The 16,895-nt window shown below is 29.0% G+C and carries 12 protein-coding genes and 2 pseudogenes; 4 read left to right on the forward strand and 10 right to left on the reverse strand.

What is annotated here, in order from left to right:
- Nucleotides 1–47 precede the first annotated feature (47 nt).
- The 3 genes from ACZ1HD_RS06955 to ACZ1HD_RS06965 all read right to left on the reverse strand — a co-directional run bounded on the left by ACZ1HD_RS06955 (nt 48) and on the right by ACZ1HD_RS06965 (nt 5,480).
- Nucleotides 48–1,343 carry an amidohydrolase family protein gene (locus ACZ1HD_RS06955; RefSeq protein WP_472689010.1) on the reverse strand — a complete coding sequence of 432 codons (1,296 nt, stop codon included), beginning with the start codon at nt 1,341–1,343 and terminating at the stop codon, nt 48–50.
- Between the two features lie 11 nt (nt 1,344–1,354).
- The gene (locus tag ACZ1HD_RS06960) at nt 1,355–4,306 is read right to left on the reverse strand and encodes an amidohydrolase family protein (RefSeq protein WP_472689011.1); all 2,952 of its coding nucleotides are present in this window, start codon (nt 4,304–4,306) and stop codon (nt 1,355–1,357) included.
- 103 nt (nt 4,307–4,409) lie between these two features.
- Complete coding sequence (locus tag ACZ1HD_RS06965) at nt 4,410–5,480, reverse strand: DUF3810 domain-containing protein (RefSeq protein ID WP_472689012.1); 1,071 nt, start codon at nt 5,478–5,480, stop codon at nt 4,410–4,412.
- A 138-nt stretch (nt 5,481–5,618) separates the two neighbouring features.
- On the opposite strand from ACZ1HD_RS06965, the pseudogene dnaB reads away from it, so the two are divergent.
- Together dnaB and ACZ1HD_RS06975 are read left to right on the forward strand one after the other, a co-directional pair.
- Nucleotides 5,619–7,131 (forward strand): annotated as a pseudogene (gene dnaB / locus ACZ1HD_RS06970) (replicative DNA helicase).
- Nucleotides 7,132–7,278: 147 nt separating this feature from the next.
- A complete protein-coding gene (locus tag ACZ1HD_RS06975) occupies nt 7,279–8,463 on the forward strand; it encodes an asparagine synthetase B (protein ID WP_472689299.1) in 1,185 nt (394 codons plus the stop codon).
- Here the strand turns inward: ACZ1HD_RS06975 and ACZ1HD_RS06980 are convergent, their stop codons facing one another.
- The 6 genes from ACZ1HD_RS06980 to ACZ1HD_RS07005 form a co-directional block, all read right to left on the reverse strand.
- Nucleotides 8,464–8,643: a helix-turn-helix domain-containing protein gene (locus tag ACZ1HD_RS06980; protein ID WP_472689013.1), complete on the reverse strand. Its 180-nt coding sequence runs from the start codon at nt 8,641–8,643 to the stop codon at nt 8,464–8,466. It lies immediately after the preceding gene.
- The gene (locus ACZ1HD_RS06985) at nt 8,640–10,151 is read right to left on the reverse strand and encodes a hypothetical protein (RefSeq protein ID WP_472689014.1); all 1,512 of its coding nucleotides are present in this window, start codon (nt 10,149–10,151) and stop codon (nt 8,640–8,642) included. The genes ACZ1HD_RS06980 and ACZ1HD_RS06985 overlap by 4 nt, the downstream gene beginning before the upstream one ends.
- A gap of 74 nt (nt 10,152–10,225) precedes the next feature.
- On the reverse strand, nt 10,226–10,411 hold the full coding sequence (locus tag ACZ1HD_RS06990; protein WP_472689300.1) for a hypothetical protein: 186 nt from the start codon (nt 10,409–10,411) through the stop codon (nt 10,226–10,228).
- Between the two features lie 2 nt (nt 10,412–10,413).
- Nucleotides 10,414–11,244, reverse strand: coding sequence for a tetratricopeptide repeat protein (locus ACZ1HD_RS06995; RefSeq protein WP_472689015.1), 831 nt, complete (start codon nt 11,242–11,244; stop codon nt 10,414–10,416).
- A gap of 296 nt (nt 11,245–11,540) precedes the next feature.
- Nucleotides 11,541–11,924, reverse strand: a complete 384-nt coding sequence (locus ACZ1HD_RS07000; RefSeq protein WP_472689016.1) for a hypothetical protein — start codon at nt 11,922–11,924, stop codon at nt 11,541–11,543.
- Nucleotides 11,925–12,013: 89 nt separating this feature from the next.
- Complete coding sequence (locus ACZ1HD_RS07005) at nt 12,014–13,531, reverse strand: helix-turn-helix domain-containing protein (protein ID WP_472689017.1); 1,518 nt, start codon at nt 13,529–13,531, stop codon at nt 12,014–12,016.
- 487 nt (nt 13,532–14,018) lie between these two features.
- On the opposite strand from ACZ1HD_RS07005, the gene ACZ1HD_RS07010 reads away from it, so the two are divergent.
- Nucleotides 14,019–14,864, forward strand: coding sequence for a transketolase (locus ACZ1HD_RS07010; RefSeq protein WP_472689018.1), 846 nt, complete (start codon nt 14,019–14,021; stop codon nt 14,862–14,864).
- Between the two features lie 142 nt (nt 14,865–15,006).
- Nucleotides 15,007–16,132 (forward strand): annotated as a pseudogene (gene bshA, locus ACZ1HD_RS07015) (N-acetyl-alpha-D-glucosaminyl L-malate synthase BshA).
- Nucleotides 16,133–16,202: 70 nt separating this feature from the next.
- Here bshA and ACZ1HD_RS07020 read toward each other — a convergent pair.
- Nucleotides 16,203–16,838: a DUF937 domain-containing protein gene (locus tag ACZ1HD_RS07020; protein WP_079738666.1), complete on the reverse strand. Its 636-nt coding sequence runs from the start codon at nt 16,836–16,838 to the stop codon at nt 16,203–16,205.
- Nucleotides 16,839–16,895: the final 57 nt, after the last annotated feature.

Below are 16,895 nucleotides of genomic sequence, written 5' to 3' on the forward strand. Positions count from 1 at the left end.
TAAAAAGGCTCGCAAATTGCGAGCCTTTTTTTATTTGTAGAAAATTTTTATTTGGTTTTGTATTTGTTAGAATAACGTTTCCAAAGTTTAGTTTGGTGCGTTTCTAAACTTATATCTCTACCTTGTATAAATGCTTTTGATAAAATGTTTCCTCTCATTTCTAAAGCATCACCTTCAGAAATAAACAAAGTAGCATCTTTACCTACTTCTAAAGAACCAGCAAAAGAATCGATTCCTAAAATTTTAGCTGTATTTAATGTAATCAATTGTACAGCTTCTTCTTTAGTTAAACCATGTGCTGCAAAAGTACCTGCATAAAACGGTATGTTTCTAGTATTCATACGTTCCATTTGTCCTTCCATACCAACACTTACAATAATACCTTTATCTAAAAGTGTTTTTGCAACAGTGTATGTAGAATCGTAAGAATCATCTTCGTTACCTGGGTTTCTATGTGGTCTTTGTAAAATTACAGACACATTATTTTTTACTAACAAATCGGCTACTTTATCTGCATGCTCTGCATTTACGATTGTAATATTGTTAATACCTAAATTTTTAGCAATGGTAACTGCATCTGTAATTTCTTTTTGTCCGTCTACGTGAATAAAAAGCTTTTTAGAACCGTTAAATAAACCTTCTGTAGCTTGATATGGTAAATGAGTTTTAGCTTTTTTACCAGCTAAATAGATTTTAGCATTTTTAAAATAAGATCTTATTTCATCTACTTTACCAGCATATCTAGAATCTGGTTTTAAAGCAGGATCTTCGCCTAACCACCATCTACCAGTTGTAAAACTAGAAGGCCAGTTCATGTGAATTCCGTCGTCTGTTTTAATAGAAGCGTCTTCCCAATTCCAAGCATCCAATTGTACAATAGAAGAAGTTCCGTAAATTGTACCGCCTCTTGGCGTAATTTGTGCCATTAAAACTCCGTTAGGTCTCATAGACTCTACAATTTTACTTTCTGCATTGTAGGCTATTAAACTTCTAATATGCGGATTCATTCTACCAATTTCTCTTTGGTCATCACTGGCTTTTACAGCATCAATTTCAACCAAACCTAAAGTTGCGTTGGCAGCAATAAAACCTGGGTAAATATGTTTTCCGGTTGCGTTTATGATAGTTCCTTGTCTAGCTATTTTCATTTTAGCACTACCAACAAAAGTAATTTTACCATTGTTAAACATTACTAACGAATTTTCAATGACTTTTCCGTTACCAATATGAGCCGTTGCACCTTCAATTGAAAAAGCTTTTGTTTGCTTATCTGCGGGTGTTTGTTGTGCGATACTATTTCCTATAACAAAGAAGAATAGTAAACTATATATAATTTTTTTCATGTTTTCTAGTTTTAAATTTCTTCTAAAGTATCACAATGAAAATCTCTATCTGCTCTTTTCATTGGTACTTTTGTCTTACCACCATTCATTTTTTCGTTAAGCATCATATTAATTAATCTGCTTTTTTCTTCTTTTATAGCGGCTCTTTTTTTGATGTCTTCTTTTCTATCAAAGAAAATTCTACCATCTACAATTGTTTTTTCTGCTTTTGCGTAAATAGACATTGGGTGATGGCTCCATAAAACAACATCAGCATCTTTACCTTCTTTTATACTACCAACTCTATCATCTATATGTAATAATTTAGCAGGATTAATGGTTACGGTTTTCCAAGCTTCTAATTCAGACATTCCACCATACTTCATTGTTTTTGCAGCTTCTTGATTTAAACGTCTAGACATTTCTCTATCATCAGAATTAATTGCTACAGTTACACCAGCATTATGCATAATTGCCGCATTGTATGGTATAGCATCATTAACTTCGTACTTGTAAGCCCACCAATCAGAAAAAGTAGAACCACCTACACCATGAGCTGCCATTTTATCGGCTACTTTATATCCTTCTAAAATATGTGTAAATGTGTTTACTTTAAAGTTGAATTTTTCTGCAACCTTCATTAACATATTAATTTCTGATTGAACATAAGAGTGACAAGAAATAAAACGTTCTCCGTTTAAGATTTCTACTAATGTTTCCATTTCGTCATCTTTTCTGTATGGTTTACCAGTTTTCTTTAAAGCTTCATATTCTCTTGCTCTTGTAAAATAATCTGTAAACATTTGTTCTACACCCATTCTTGTTTGAGGAAAACGAGTTCCGTTAGGACTTCTAGATTGTTTTACATTTTCACCTAAAGCAAATTTTATAAATTTAGGCGAGTTGTCATAAATCATATTTTCTGCATTTTCTCCCCATTTCAATTTAATAATTGCCGAACGACCACCAATTGGGTTTGCAGAACCATGTAGTATTTGAGAAGATGTTGTACCTCCGTAAAGGTTTCTGTAAATATTAATATCGTTAGGATCTATAACATCTTCCATAGTAACTTCTGCAGAAGAATTTTGTGCCCATTCATTTACAGCAGATGCAGCAATATGAGAATGTTCATCTACAATACCTGCAGTTAAATGTTTACCAGTACCATCAATTTCTGTAGCTCTTCTTGCTCTTAAATTTTTACCAATTTTTGCAATTTTACCATTTTCTAATAATACATCTGTATTTTCTAAAATACCAGCATCTTCACTTGTCCAAACAGTAACATTTTTAATTAAAATCGTTTTTGTTTCCGGTAAAGAATAATTTCCGAAACCAAGGTTTGGATAACTTACCGGAAGCACAACAACAGGTTGTTCTTTCGATTTTTTACTTTTCTTTTTACTATCTTTTTTTACTTTATTACTTGCAGACCAAGCTGTTTCGTTTCCTAAAGTATCAAAAGCAGTACCTTGCATTACGTTAGCTGGGTTTATAATTTTACCCATCATTCTTGTATAGCCGCTATCTTCATTTAAAGTAATAGAAATCCAATTATCTTTAAATGAAAATTTAGATTTAATCTTTTTGTCACCTAATTTAATAACTGCTGTTTGTTTCGCTCCTTTACCAGAAATGGCTAAATCATAACTTTTATTGTTAACAGAAAGCATGTAGTTTCCTGTTATATCTTTAATAGAGATATCGTTTATTACATTTTTATCTCCTTGAATCCAGTTTTCGTAAATGGTTGTTTTAGCATCAAAAATATCACCGTAAGTAATAATAAAGTTTGCATAACTGCCTTGATTTAAATTACCAATATTGTTATTACCTATAATAGTTGCAGGAATAGTAGTTAAAGAAGCTAATGCTTTTTTAGAATCAAAACCGTATTTAATTGCTTTTTGTAAGTTCTTATGAAAAGATTTTACAGATTTTAAAGAGCGCGTTGTTAAAGCAAAATTTACTCCGTTTTCTGATAATACTTTTAAATTAGAAGGTTCTTGATTCCATTTACGCATATCTCTTAAAGAAATTTGTTGCGCTAATAAAGGATTAGAAACATCATATGCATTGCTAAAATTAATAGGAATTATAAAATTCGCATTTGTATTCTTAATATCCGCTATTCTTTCAAATTCGTCTCCGTAACCTACAATTGTATATTGTATCCCAAACTCATCACCAACTTTGTCTGCTCTTAAAGCATCTAGTAAATTGCTAGTTTCGAAAATTTGTACTAAATTTTTATTACTATTTAAAGCTTCTAAAGCCAAATCTTTATTTTTCATGTTACCATTAGCGTACCAATTAGCATCATTATAAGTTTGTCTTAACAAAGCCATTGCACCCATTCTAGAACCAGGATATGCTTGTCTAGAAGTTACACTTTTATTAAAAGATAAATATTGAGCAGATTTAGTATCTAAAATTCTGTAAGCATCAGAAGAATTAGGATTTAAAGCAATTAATAAACCGTTTCCACGAATAATTCCATCATTCATGTGCGTATTAACTACACCAAAACCAGCGTTAATTAAATCTTTGGCTTTTTTAGAATCGAAAGAAAAATCTTTAATAGGATTCACATCCGGTCTAATATGATCGTTCCAATAATAACCTTCTCTAGAAGCAGCATATTGCGTTCCTCTAGAATTACCGGATGCTCTATTTGGTTTTTTAATACCAAAATCTGAATATAAATCAATAAAAGAAGGATAAATTGTTTTGCCGGATAAATCTACAATTTTTGCACCTTTTGGCACATTAATAGATCTACCAACATTGGTAACTTTACCATTTTCTATTAATAAAGTTCCTTTTTTAATCACCTTTTCTCGTGTCACATAAATAGTAGCATTGGTAAATGCAACTAATGTGTTGTCTGTAATTTTTACTCCTGCGTCTGTTGGAAAATAATCTTGCGCTTGCATAGAAAAAGCCAACATACACGAGAATAATAAGAGTAATTTTCTCATGAGTTTGAAATAGTTATTTGAATTAATTGCCCTAAATTTAATTAGTTGCATTTTGTTAACTGTTAAATGTGGTTAATTTAACATAAATTTAAGAAAATGAAATCTACTCAATATCATCAAAATAGGTGATTAATAAATCGACAACATAATTGTAAGATTCAATTCCGTTTGTTTGATTATTTGCTTTTAAATAAGAGTTATAGCCTTTTTTTATAATAGGTTCAAATGGGTTTTTGTACTCTTGCCAAAAGTGATAGCTCGCATTAAAATCTTTCGAAATTCCTGGGTTAACCGTTTTCCAAAGTTCTTTGTATAGTTTAAAATCTCTTTTTCTAATTTCTGATATACAATAACTAAAAGCCATTCTGTAGCTGGCATATTTAAAGTACAAATCGTCATTATAATTCGCGGCTAAAAAACCAATAAAGTTCGCTTCGTTTTCTGCTGCGAAACCAATTTGATGCGCCATTTCATGACAAATAGTTGTTGGGTATCCTGTTTTCGGAATTCTATTATTTACTTGCGCTTCACCTGTTAACGGATTCAAATAACCAGATGTGCCGTTGTAGGTTTGTATCAAACTCATTAAAGAACTTTTTACAGATTTATATTGATATTTTAATTGCGGAAAATCGGTTTCTAAGTTCTTGTACCCATTAATAGCCATTTTATACATTTCTTTTTGATTATACGGATTTTTAACTTTTAAAGAATCGTTATTTGTTAGCTCAAATTGATATTTATTTAACTTATTAATAATTAATGTTGTGGTAGAAATTAATTGTGCAGTTGTATATTTATTTTGATGATAATTTAAGTTTTTAGCCAAAGGTTCTCTGTAATAATTTAATCCCTTGAAAAGATAAAAACAAAAGTAAATTATTGCTATAATTGCAGTAAAATGAATCATTTTCGGAATAAAATTTTTAAATCGAGTTTTAATTAATCGAAATAAAAAACGAAGGAAAATAAAAAGTAAAAAAGCAATTAAAAGATCGCCAACAGAAAAAGGAATCCATCCTAAAATTATTCTTAAAAATTTAGAAATGTAAGGGTAAATTCCGTTAGAATAATAATGCTCTATAAACGCATTATTCTTTGCCGAAAGCTGCACTAAAAGAATCATTATTGGCAAAGAAAAGGCTAAAAATAAATGTTTTTTATTAAAATTCATATGTGTAAAAATAAGAATTCAAAATAGAAGTTGACTGGTTATTAACAAGATAATAACAATTTAGTTTACAATATTTGTCAACAAATAAATGTTATATATTACAAACATCTAACAAAGTAAAAAAGTACATTTGCAATCATGGAAAAAACGAGTGCAATCGCAGGAAAAAAGATAGACAAGAGTAAAATTATTAGTCTAGAAAAAGGGAAAATCCCACCACAAGCAGTAGAATTAGAAGAAGCTGTTCTTGGTGCAATGATGATTGATAAAAAAGGAATTGATGATGTAATTGATATTTTAAGTGCAGAAGCATTTTACGATCAAAAGCATCAAGAAGTATACGCTGCAATTTACGAATTGTTTCAAAACTCAGAACCAATCGACTTATTAACAGTATCTAACTTACTTAGAAAGAATGCTAAACTAGATTTTGTTGGCGGAGATTTGTATTTAATTCGTTTAACACAAAAAGTAGCTTCTTCTGCGCATATCGAGTTCCATGCTCGTATTATTCTTCAAAAATACATCCAAAGAAAATTAATTTCTATATCAAGTGAAATTATAGAAAATGCTTATGATGAAGGTACAGATGTTTTTGACCTTTTAGATGATGCCGAAGGTAAGTTATTTGAAGTAACACAAGGAAATTTAAAAAAGAGTTCAGAAGATGCAGGATCGCTTGTTAAGCAAGCATTAAAAAAGATTCAAGAAATTGGTAACCAAGAAGGAATGTCTGGTTTGGCTACAGGTTTTACAAAATTAGATGCGTTAACTTCGGTTGGCAACCATCAGATTTAGTTATTATTGCTGCAAGACCCGGTATGGGAAAAACAGCATTTGTAATTTCGATGGCTAAAAATATGGCGATAGATTTTAATCATGGTGTAGCTATTTTTTCTTTAGAGATGTCTTCTGTACAGTTAATTACACGTATGATTTCTTCGGAAACAGGATTGACTTCAGAAAAATTAAGAAAAGGAAATTTAGAGCCACACGAGTGGGAACAGTTAAATGTAAAAGTAAAACGTTTGTCTGATGCCCCAATATTTATTGATGATACGCCATCTTTATCTATTTTCGATTTAAGAGCAAAAGCAAGACGTCTGGTGTCGCAGCACAATGTTAGAATCTTAGTAATTGATTATTTACAATTGATGACTGCAGGAGGAAAAGCAGGCGGAAATAGAGAACAAGAAATCTCTATGATTTCGAGAAACTTAAAAGCTTTGGCAAAAGAACTTTCTGTACCAGTTATTGCACTTTCTCAATTATCTCGTGCGGTAGAAACTCGTGGTGGAAGTAAAAGACCTTTATTATCAGATTTACGTGAATCTGGTGCAATTGAACAAGATGCCGATATTGTTAGTTTTATTTTCCGTCCGAATATTACGGAATGACAGAATGGGATGACGATGACCATTCACCGTGTGAAGGACAAGGAGAATTTATTGTAGCAAAACACAGAAATGGTGGTTTAGATAATATTCGTTTAAAATTTACAGGACATTTAGCAAAATTCTCAGATTTAGAAGAAGGATTTAGTTCAGAATTTCAATCTTCTATGAATGCAGATTTCCCAGAAGATCCATTTGCCGGAGAAGGTGGTGTAGATCCAAAAGATGCTTTTGGAGATGATGATGTTCCTTTTTAAGTATTAAAGTATTTATAAATTTATAGAAATACACAATTGCTTCTAAAGTAATTGTGTATTTTAGTTTTTAATATGAAGAAACTTTTAACAATATTTATATTTCTATTCGTTTCCAACTCAATTTGGGCATCATTTATATATGTTCCTATGAGTGATGATAATCAAAAAAATCACTTAAAAGCATACGGAATTGTTTATTATTCTTTAGAAGCAGGTTTAAAATCTAAATGGCTTTTAAATTATGATGGTGGCGCATTTTTAATTGAAAACAATAAGATTGTAGAAAATGAATGCAAAATTAGAGGTGTTTCTTATCAAGTAATTTCAGATGTAAAATCACAATTAATTTTACAGGAAATTGCTGCACCTTCTTCAAATCAAGATGCTGTTACCTTAGAAAAAGCGCCAAAAATAGCGGTATATTCTCCTAAAGATAAAATGCCTTGGGACGATGCTGTAACCATGGTTTTAACCTATGCAGAAATTCCTTTTGATGTAATTTATGACAAAGAAGTTTTAGACGATAAGTTGTTGTTGTATGAATGGTTGCATTTGCATCACGAAGATTTTACAGGGCAATATGGCCGATTTTATGGTTCTTTTAGAACGACGCCATGGTATATAGAAGGAAAGCAAAGAGCAGAAAAACTAGCAACCGAATTAGGTTTTAATAAAGTTTCTGAAGAAAAATTAGCTGTAGCTAAGAAAATTAGAGATTATGTAGTTGGTGGCGGATTTATGTTTGCAATGTGTTCTGCTACCGATAGCTTTGATATCGCTTTATCTGCAGACGGAATTGATATTGCAGAAGCAATGTTTGATGGTGATGCGTCTACACCAAATTATCAATCGAAAATAAATTATAACAAAACCTTTGCATTTAAAAATTTCGATTTAATTAAAAACCCAACAACTTACGAGTTTTCTTCTATTGATATGACAAGAAAACGTAAAATACCTAAAACTTCAGATTATTTTTCTTTGGTAGAGTTTTCTGCAAAATGGGATCCTGTGCCAACGATGTTAACACAAAACCATACAGTTTTAGTAAAAGGATTTATGGGACAAACTACTTCTTTTGATAGAAATACAATTAAAAGTAATGTTTTAGTTTTAGGAGAAAATAAAGTGAATAGAGAAGCAAGATATATTCACGGAACAAAAGGTAAAGGAATGTTTACTTTCTACGGCGGACATGATCCTGAAGATTATACCCATAGAGTAGGAGACCCTAAAACCGAATTAGATTTACACCCAACTTCACCCGGTTATCGATTAATTTTAAACAATGTTTTATTTCCGGCAGCCAAGAAGAAAAAGCAAAAAACATAATTATCCCTTTTTTTCTAGTTGTTTGATATAAAAAGAAGGATTCAATTCAGTTTCTTTAAAGAAGGCTTTCGAAAATGTTTCTGCATTTTTAAAACCGACCTCCTTCGCAATTGCATCAATACTAAATTTACGAATGGTAGCATCTTTTTCTAATAAATCTAGTGCATAATCAATTCTCAATTTTCGTAAGTACGTAGAAAAATTACAACCTTTTTTTGATTGATAACTTTAGAAAGATAATTAGAATTTGTTTCTAATTCTTTAGCAAGTATACTCAGAGTAAGCTTATTATTTTTAAAGTTTTCTGGCTGTTGTTCAAAAGAATCTAACTTAGCAAGCAATTCTGTAATAATCGTTTCTGGTAAGTTTTTCTGAACATTCGTATTAGAGTTTACTGAATTTTCAACTACTTTTTTATTTTTTAATTTGAGCGTAAGCTTATCAAATTTTTGTTCTTGTTTTTTTCGTTTTTTAAATTGATATAGAAATAATATAAATGATAGAATTAAAACTATCACAATATAAATTCGTGATTTCTTGTAAAAAGAGACCTCGTAGTTTAATTCTGATATGATTTTCTGTTTTTCAGCAATTAATTTTGGTCTGTCGTATTCTTCTGTAAATGTTTTAGATAGATTTTTATTTCTCGAATTTGATATGCTATCAACAGCAAGAAGTTTATTTAATGTTTTTAATTGATTGTCTAAATCATTTTCAGTTCTATAGTAATTTTTTAACCATCTATAAGAATTTATTAAGTTCTTATTAATTATTTGTTTTTCTAAATAAATTGAATCTATTTTTTTATGATATTTAAAAGAGTTTGACCTATCACCTAAGTAATTATAAGATTTTGCAATTTCACTATAACTCTTCATCAATAAAAGGTAATTTTCATCATTTAATAATTGTGGTATAGATTTTAAACTAGTTTCAATAGCTTTATTAAATTTGTTTTCTTTAAAATATAAATTACTTTTAATAGCATAACAGTAGCCTAATACAACTTTATCATCTACTTTAAGAGCTAATTCAAATGCTTCATTTATAAAAAACCTACTTGAGTCTATTTTTCTCAAATTAGAGTAGGTTAACGATAAATTCATTAGTAATGAAAAATAGTTGTCATTGGAAAGACCTTTATAATTCTTATTAAAATAACCATAAGCTTCTAAGTATAAGTTTTTAGCGTCATTAATTTCGTTGTTATTAGATTTTAAAGTTCCTATTCGTTGTTTAATTATGAATTTTAGGCTGTCACTTTTATTTAAAGTAGCACACTTTAAAGCAGAAAGATAATTTTTTAAAGATTCATTATTTGAACCTTTATGAAAAAATAAATTCCCTTTTTGTAAAAAAACATAAGCAGGAAAAATTTTTGTCGGGTTACTTTTTGAAATATTAATTATGGAGTCTAAATAATCAATATATATGGAATCATTTTTATGAACCTCTCTTAAGTAGTATTTTCCACTAATAGCATTTACAGTATCTTTTTCCTTGACCGCTTTATTAAAATAAAAATTGGCAAACTTTTTAGCCTTTAAAAAATCCGTAAATTTATATTCATAATATTTATCACTTAATTCATCAAACGTATAGTTTTCAATATTTTTAGAATTTTGGGCAATTGTATTAAAATTGCCAAGAAACAAAAGGAATGACGTTATGTGTAAAACTATTTTCAAAGGAGTGCTTTTTCTTTTTTCAATGCGAAAATACATTTTTATTTATTTTCGCAAAAAGTGCTTTAGTTTTAAGATTATTTTAAAAACACTACTTCTTTTTTTAGTTGTTTGATATAAAAAGAAGGATTCAATTCAGTTTCTTTAAAGAAGGCTTTCGAAAATGTTTCTGCATTTTTAAAACCGACCTCCTTCGCAATTGCATCAATACTAAATTTACGAATAGTAGCATCTTTTTCTAATAAATCTAAAGTATAATCGATTCTTAATTTTCGTAAGTACGTAGAAAAATTACAACCTTTTTCTGATTGATAACTTTAGAAAGATAATTAGAATTTGTTTCTAATTCCTTAGAAAGTATACTCAGGGTAAGCTTATTATTTGTAAAGTTTTCTGGCTGTTGTTCAAAAGAATCTAACTTAGCAAGCAATTCTGTAATAATAGTTTCGGGTAAGGTTTTCTGAGTATTTGTATTAGAGTTTACTGAATTTTCAACTACTTTTTTATTTTTTAATTTGAGCGTAAGGTTATCAAATTTTTGTTCTTGTTTTTTTCGTTTTCTAACTTGATACAGAAACAATATAAATGATAGAATTAAAACTATCGCAATATAAATTCGTGATTTCTTGTAAAAAGAAACCTCGTTGTTTAATTCTGAAATAATTTTTTGTTTTTCAGCAATTAATTTGGGTCTGTCGTATTCTTCTGTAAATGTTTTAGAGAGGTTTTTACTTCTTACATTTAATATACTATCGACTTTTAGGTATCTATTAATGTATTTGAGTTGATTTTTTATGTCTTGATTATTCTTATAGTATTTAATTAGAAAAGAATAACTATTTTTTTGTGCATAAAAAGTGATTTTTTGTTTTTGATACAGTGAGTCTATAAGTAAATTATATTTTAAAGCTTTTTTAGTTTTATTTAATTTTATGTATGATTTTGCTATTAAATTATAAGCATCAAAAATTGCCCTATAATTTTCATCCTCTATTAAATATGGCAAAGATTTAGAATAATATTTTATAGATTTTAAATATTCTTTTTCGTAGTAGTGAATTAAACCTTGATTATTCAGTGAATATCCAATTAACAAACTATCTTTTATTGATTTGGAAAATTCTAAAGCTTTTTTATTATAATACCTACTAGAATCATTGATTTTTAATTTTAGATAATTTCTAGATATATTAAAAAGTGTAATAAAATAGTTCTCTGAATTAATAATATTTTGCTTTAAATTATTTTCATCAATTATTTCTAATAATATTTTGTTTGACTCATTTATTTTACGTGTTAGAGTTTTAATACTTGCCAGTTTTATTTGAAAAAGATATTTTAAACTATCATTCTTATTCTGTTTTAAATATTTAAATCCTAAAAGACAATTTTTTAAACATTCATTGGTTTTTTCATTGTTATAATAAAAAAAGTCTTTTTATAATAAGCAAGCGCAGGAAACATTTTTGTCGGGTTACTTTTTGAAATATTAATTATGGAGTCTAAATAATCAATATATATGGAATCATTTTTGTGAACCTCTCTTAAGTAGTATTTTCCACTAATAGCATTTACAATATCTTTTTCCTTGACCGCTTTATTGAAATAAAAATTAGCAAACTTTTTAGCTTTTAAGGAATCCGTAAATTTATATTCGTAATATTTATCACTTAATTCATCAAACGTATAGTTTTCAATATTTTTAGAATTCCGGGCAATTGTATTAAAACTGCCAAGAAACAAAAGGAATGACGTTATGTGTAGAACTATTTTCAAATGAGTGCTTTTTCTTTTTTCAATGCGAAAATACATTTTTATTTATTTTCGTAAACAGGTGCTTAAGTTTTAAGTTTATTTTAAAAACACTACTTCTTTTTTTCTAGTTGTTTGATATAAAAAGAAGGATTCAATTCAGTTTCTTTAAAGAAGGCTTTCGAAAATGTTTCTGCATTTTTAAAACCGACCTCCTTCGCAATTGCATCGATACTAAATTTACGAATGGTAGTATCTTTTTCTAATAAATCTAGGGCATAATCAATTCTCAATTTTCGTAAATAAGTAGAAAAATTACAACCTTTTTTCTGATTGATAACTTTAGAAAGATAATTAGAATTTGTTTCTAATTCTTTAGCAAGTATACTCAGAGTAAGCTTATTATTTGTAAAGTTTTCTGGCTGTTGTTGAAAAGAATCTAACTTAGCAAGCAATTCTGTAATAATAGTTTCTGATAAGTTTTTCTGAGTATTTGTATTAGAGTTTACTGAATTTTCAACTACTTTTTTATTTTTTAATTTGATTGTAAGGTTATCAAATTTTTGTTCTTGTTTTTTTCGTTTTCTAAATTGATACAAGAATAATATAAATGATAGAATTAAAATTAGCGCTATATAAATTCGTGATTTCTTGTAAAAAGAAACCTCGTTGTTTAATTCTGAAATAATTTTTTGTTTTTCAGCAATTAATTTGGGCCTGTCGTATTCTTCTGTAAATGTTTTAGAAAGGTTTTTTTCAGCAGATGCTTGAATACTATCAAGAAATATTTGTTTTTCAATATATTTTAACTGGTTCTGTAAGTCTCCATCATTTTTGTAATGGTTAGCAATAAATTTGAAGTTATATTTTAAATGCTTAGAAGGGATTTGTAATTGTTCATATAAGGAATCAACTAAAAAATGAAATTTGAGTGCATTTTTATAATTGTCTAATTTTTCATAGGATTTAGCAATAAAATTGTAAGATTTAGATAACAATCTAAAATTCTCTGATTTTATTAATAAAGGAATTGATTTTTTACTGTTAATAATTGTTCTACGAAAGTCATTTTCTTTAAAACTAATTTTAGCATCTATATAAAGGCAATAACCTATTAAAATACTGTCATTTAATTTTATAGAATTAAGCAATGCTTTTTTATTATAAATTTTACTTGAATCAATGTCATCAATTTTTAAATACTTTGCAGATAAATTAATTAATACTCCAACATAGTTTACTTTATCAATATTTTGGAAATTAGAATCATAGTATTTTACGCAATCAAGTAAGTCTTTAATAGCATCTTTATGTTTACCATGATAACTTTTAATGCTACTTAAATATTCTTTTAATAAATATTTCAGGCTATCATTTTTAAACGTTTTACTAAATTCAAGACCTTTTAAGCAATTTTTTAGACCTGCATTAGCCTTTTCTTTATTTATAAAATAAGTAGTTTTACTCAAATAAGCATAAGTAGGATACATTTTATTTGGATTCACTTTAGTTTTACTAATTAAAGAATCTAAATAATTTATATATATAGAATCGTTTTTATAAACTTCGCTTAAATAATACTTCCCGTCAATAGCCTTAACTGTATCTTTTTCCTTAACCGCTTTTTTCAAATAAAGATCAACAAACTTTTTAGCCTTTATAGAGTCTGTAAATTTATACTTATAGTATTTTTCAGATAATTCATCAAACGTATAATTTTCAGTTTTTTTAGAATGCTGGCAAATTGTGTTAAAGCTAACAACAAATAATAGAAGTGATACGAACTTAGAAATGTGCAATTTTAATTTTTTTAGCAAAAATACTTAATTTATCACATAATTTTAATGAAATTTTAGTCAGTTAGCTATCAGGTAATTAAAGTTCCCATTTGTACCTAGTATACCGTAATTCATGAATTCCGACTAGCTTCATTAGAATTTCCTTTCAAAAAAATACATTTACACCGAAGAGTAATTGAAGAAGGGTTTATTATCAAACTTAGATAATTAAAAGGGAAAATTTACGTGAAAAAGAAATATTCGAACCCTTCTTTTACTTTCGCTTTTAAGTTGTCTATTGTATTAAAAAAATTACTTTTGCTAAAACAAAAACAACAGAATGCCAACAACACAACAATTACAAGATTTTACACAACAGGTTCGTAGAGATATATTAAGAATGGTGCACAAAGTAAATTCTGGTCACCCAGGAGGTTCTTTAGGATGTGCAGAGTTTATTACTTGTTTATATCAAGAAGTAATGGATTATTCTACAGATTTTAAAATGGACGGTGAAAATGAAGATTTATTCTTTTTATCTAACGGTCATATTTCACCTGTATTTTACAGTGTTTTGGCTCATAGTGGTTTCTTTCCTGTAGAAGAGTTAAATACTTTTAGATTACTAGATTCTAGATTACAAGGGCATCCAACAACACACGAAGGTTTACCTGGTGTGCGTATTGCATCTGGTTCTTTAGGGCAAGGTTTATCTGTAGGTATTGGTGCTGCAGAAGCAAAAAAACTAAACAACGATTCTAAAATTGTATATACTTTACACGGTGATGGTGAATTGCAAGAAGGTCAGAACTGGGAGGCAATTATGTATGCATCAGCAAAAAAAGTAGACAATTTAATAGCAACTATAGATTTAAACGGGAAGCAGATTGATGGTACTACAGACGATGTTTTAAACATGGGAAGTATTAGAGCAAAATTTGAAGCTTTTGGTTGGGACGTGTTAGATGTTAAAGAAGGTAATGATATCGAAGCAATTTTAGCAGGATTAGCAGAAGCAAAAGCTTTAACCGGTAAAGGAAAACCAGTTTGTATATTATTACATACAGAAATGGGGAACGGTGTAGACTTTATGATGCACACTCATGCGTGGCATGGTAAAGCACCAAGTGACGAGCAATTGGAAACTGCATTAGCTCAAAATCCAGCAACTTTAGGAGATTACTAATCATTTACTATTATTATAAATCACAAAAAGAGTTTTTCATGCATTTGAAAAACTCTTTTATATTTTTATTTAGAATAATAGTGTAAGATTAAAAGTATCTTTACAACTAAGAATTTAATTTTTTAACCTTTTTAGAAATTACATGAAAATAGGTATTGTTTGTTATCCAACCTTCGGAGGAAGTGGAGTAGTAGCTACAGAATTAGGTATGGCATTGGCTAATAAAGGACATGAAGTTCATTTTATAACATATAATCAACCAGTTCGTTTAGATTTTTTATCTCACAATCTACATTTTCACCAAGTTGTAATCGAAGAATATCCTCTTTTCGAATATCAACCCTATGAGTTGGCGTTGTCAAGTAAAATGGTAGAAGTCGTAAGAAAACACGATTTAGAAGTTTTACATGTACATTATGCAATTCCGCATGCTTACGCTGCATATATGGCAAAACAAATGCTAAAAGAAAAAGGTTTAGATGTGCGTGTAGTTACTACCTTACATGGTACAGATATCACTTTGGTTGGTAGTCATCCAACCTATAAAACAGCCGTAGAATTCAGTATTAATAATTCTGATGTAGTTACTTCTGTTTCTAACAATTTAAAAGATACTACCAATAAGTTATTCAATATTATAAAAGATATAAAAGTAATCTACAATTTTATTGATGTAGAAAAGTACGACAATGCACATAAAGAAGAATGTAAAAGAATTGCTTTGGCACAACCAAACGAAAGAATCTTTACGCATGTTAGTAATTTTAGACCTGTAAAAAGAGTAGAAGATGTAATTAAGGTTTTTGCCGCAGTAAGAAAGGAAATTCCTTCTAAATTATTGATGATTGGTGAAGGGCCGAGAAGAGCAAAAGCAGAAAAATTAGTAAAAGATTTAAAAATTACTGCTGATGTCTTCTTTTTAGGAAACAGCACAGAAGTTGCTAAAATTTTATGTTATACAGATGTGTTTTTATTACCATCACAAACAGAAAGTTTTGGTTTGGCAGCATTAGAAGCAATGGCGGCAGGTACAGCTGTTATTTCTACCAATACAGGCGGATTGCCGAGTAAACATTCATGGTCAAACAGGATACTTAAGTAATTTAGGAGATGTAGAAGACATGGCTAAAAACGCCATTTCAATTGTTAAAGACGATGCAACTTTAGAGCAGTTTAAACAAAATGCAAAAGCACATACAAAACAATTTTCTTTAGATAGTATTTTACCTGTGTACGAAGAAATATACAAGTCTTGTTATAAAAAGTAACACTTAAACTTTATAAAAAAAGCTCAAACAATATGTTTGAGCTTTTTTTATATCTAAAAATGTAGAAAACTTATTTTCCAAAAAGACCACCTAACATTCCTCCAAGGCCACCTTTACTCTTATTTCCTCCTAAAACCATTCCTGCAACATCATCAATTACACTTCCGTCACCATCAGCATCTAAAATTTTCTCTAAAAAGCTTTGATCGTTGTTGGCAGAACTACCACCTAACAAACCACCTAAAAGACCTGTTAAATCTCCTGAATTGCTAATATTTTGTTCTTGCTTTTGTTTACCTAAAACACCCATTAAAATTGGTGCAGCAACTTTTAAGATATTTCCTACAGAACCAGCATCTAAACCAGATTTCTGACTAATTACCTGTTCTACACCTTGTTGTTTGCTACCTAAAATATGTCCTAAAATACCAGCACCATCTTGTTTCACAGACTCATCAACACCACCTTCAAATAAACCACCTAAGTTGTTTAAAATACTACCATCATGTTTACCTGTTAAAGCTCCCATTAAACCAGCTGCACCTTCAGGAGAAGAAGCGTTTCTTTCCATTGCTTTCATTAAAACGGGTAAAGCCATTGTTAATGCACTACCTGTTTTACTTGTATCGTTACCTGTAGAACCTGCTACACCGGAAACAATTTGTTTTCCTAAATCACTGTTTAATAAGTCTAATATACCTGACATTTTTATGTTTTTAATAATTAATATGAATGTTTTCTAAAAATATGACACAATATACAA

The sequence above is a fragment of the Polaribacter sp. HA6-7 genome, assembly GCF_055693625.1.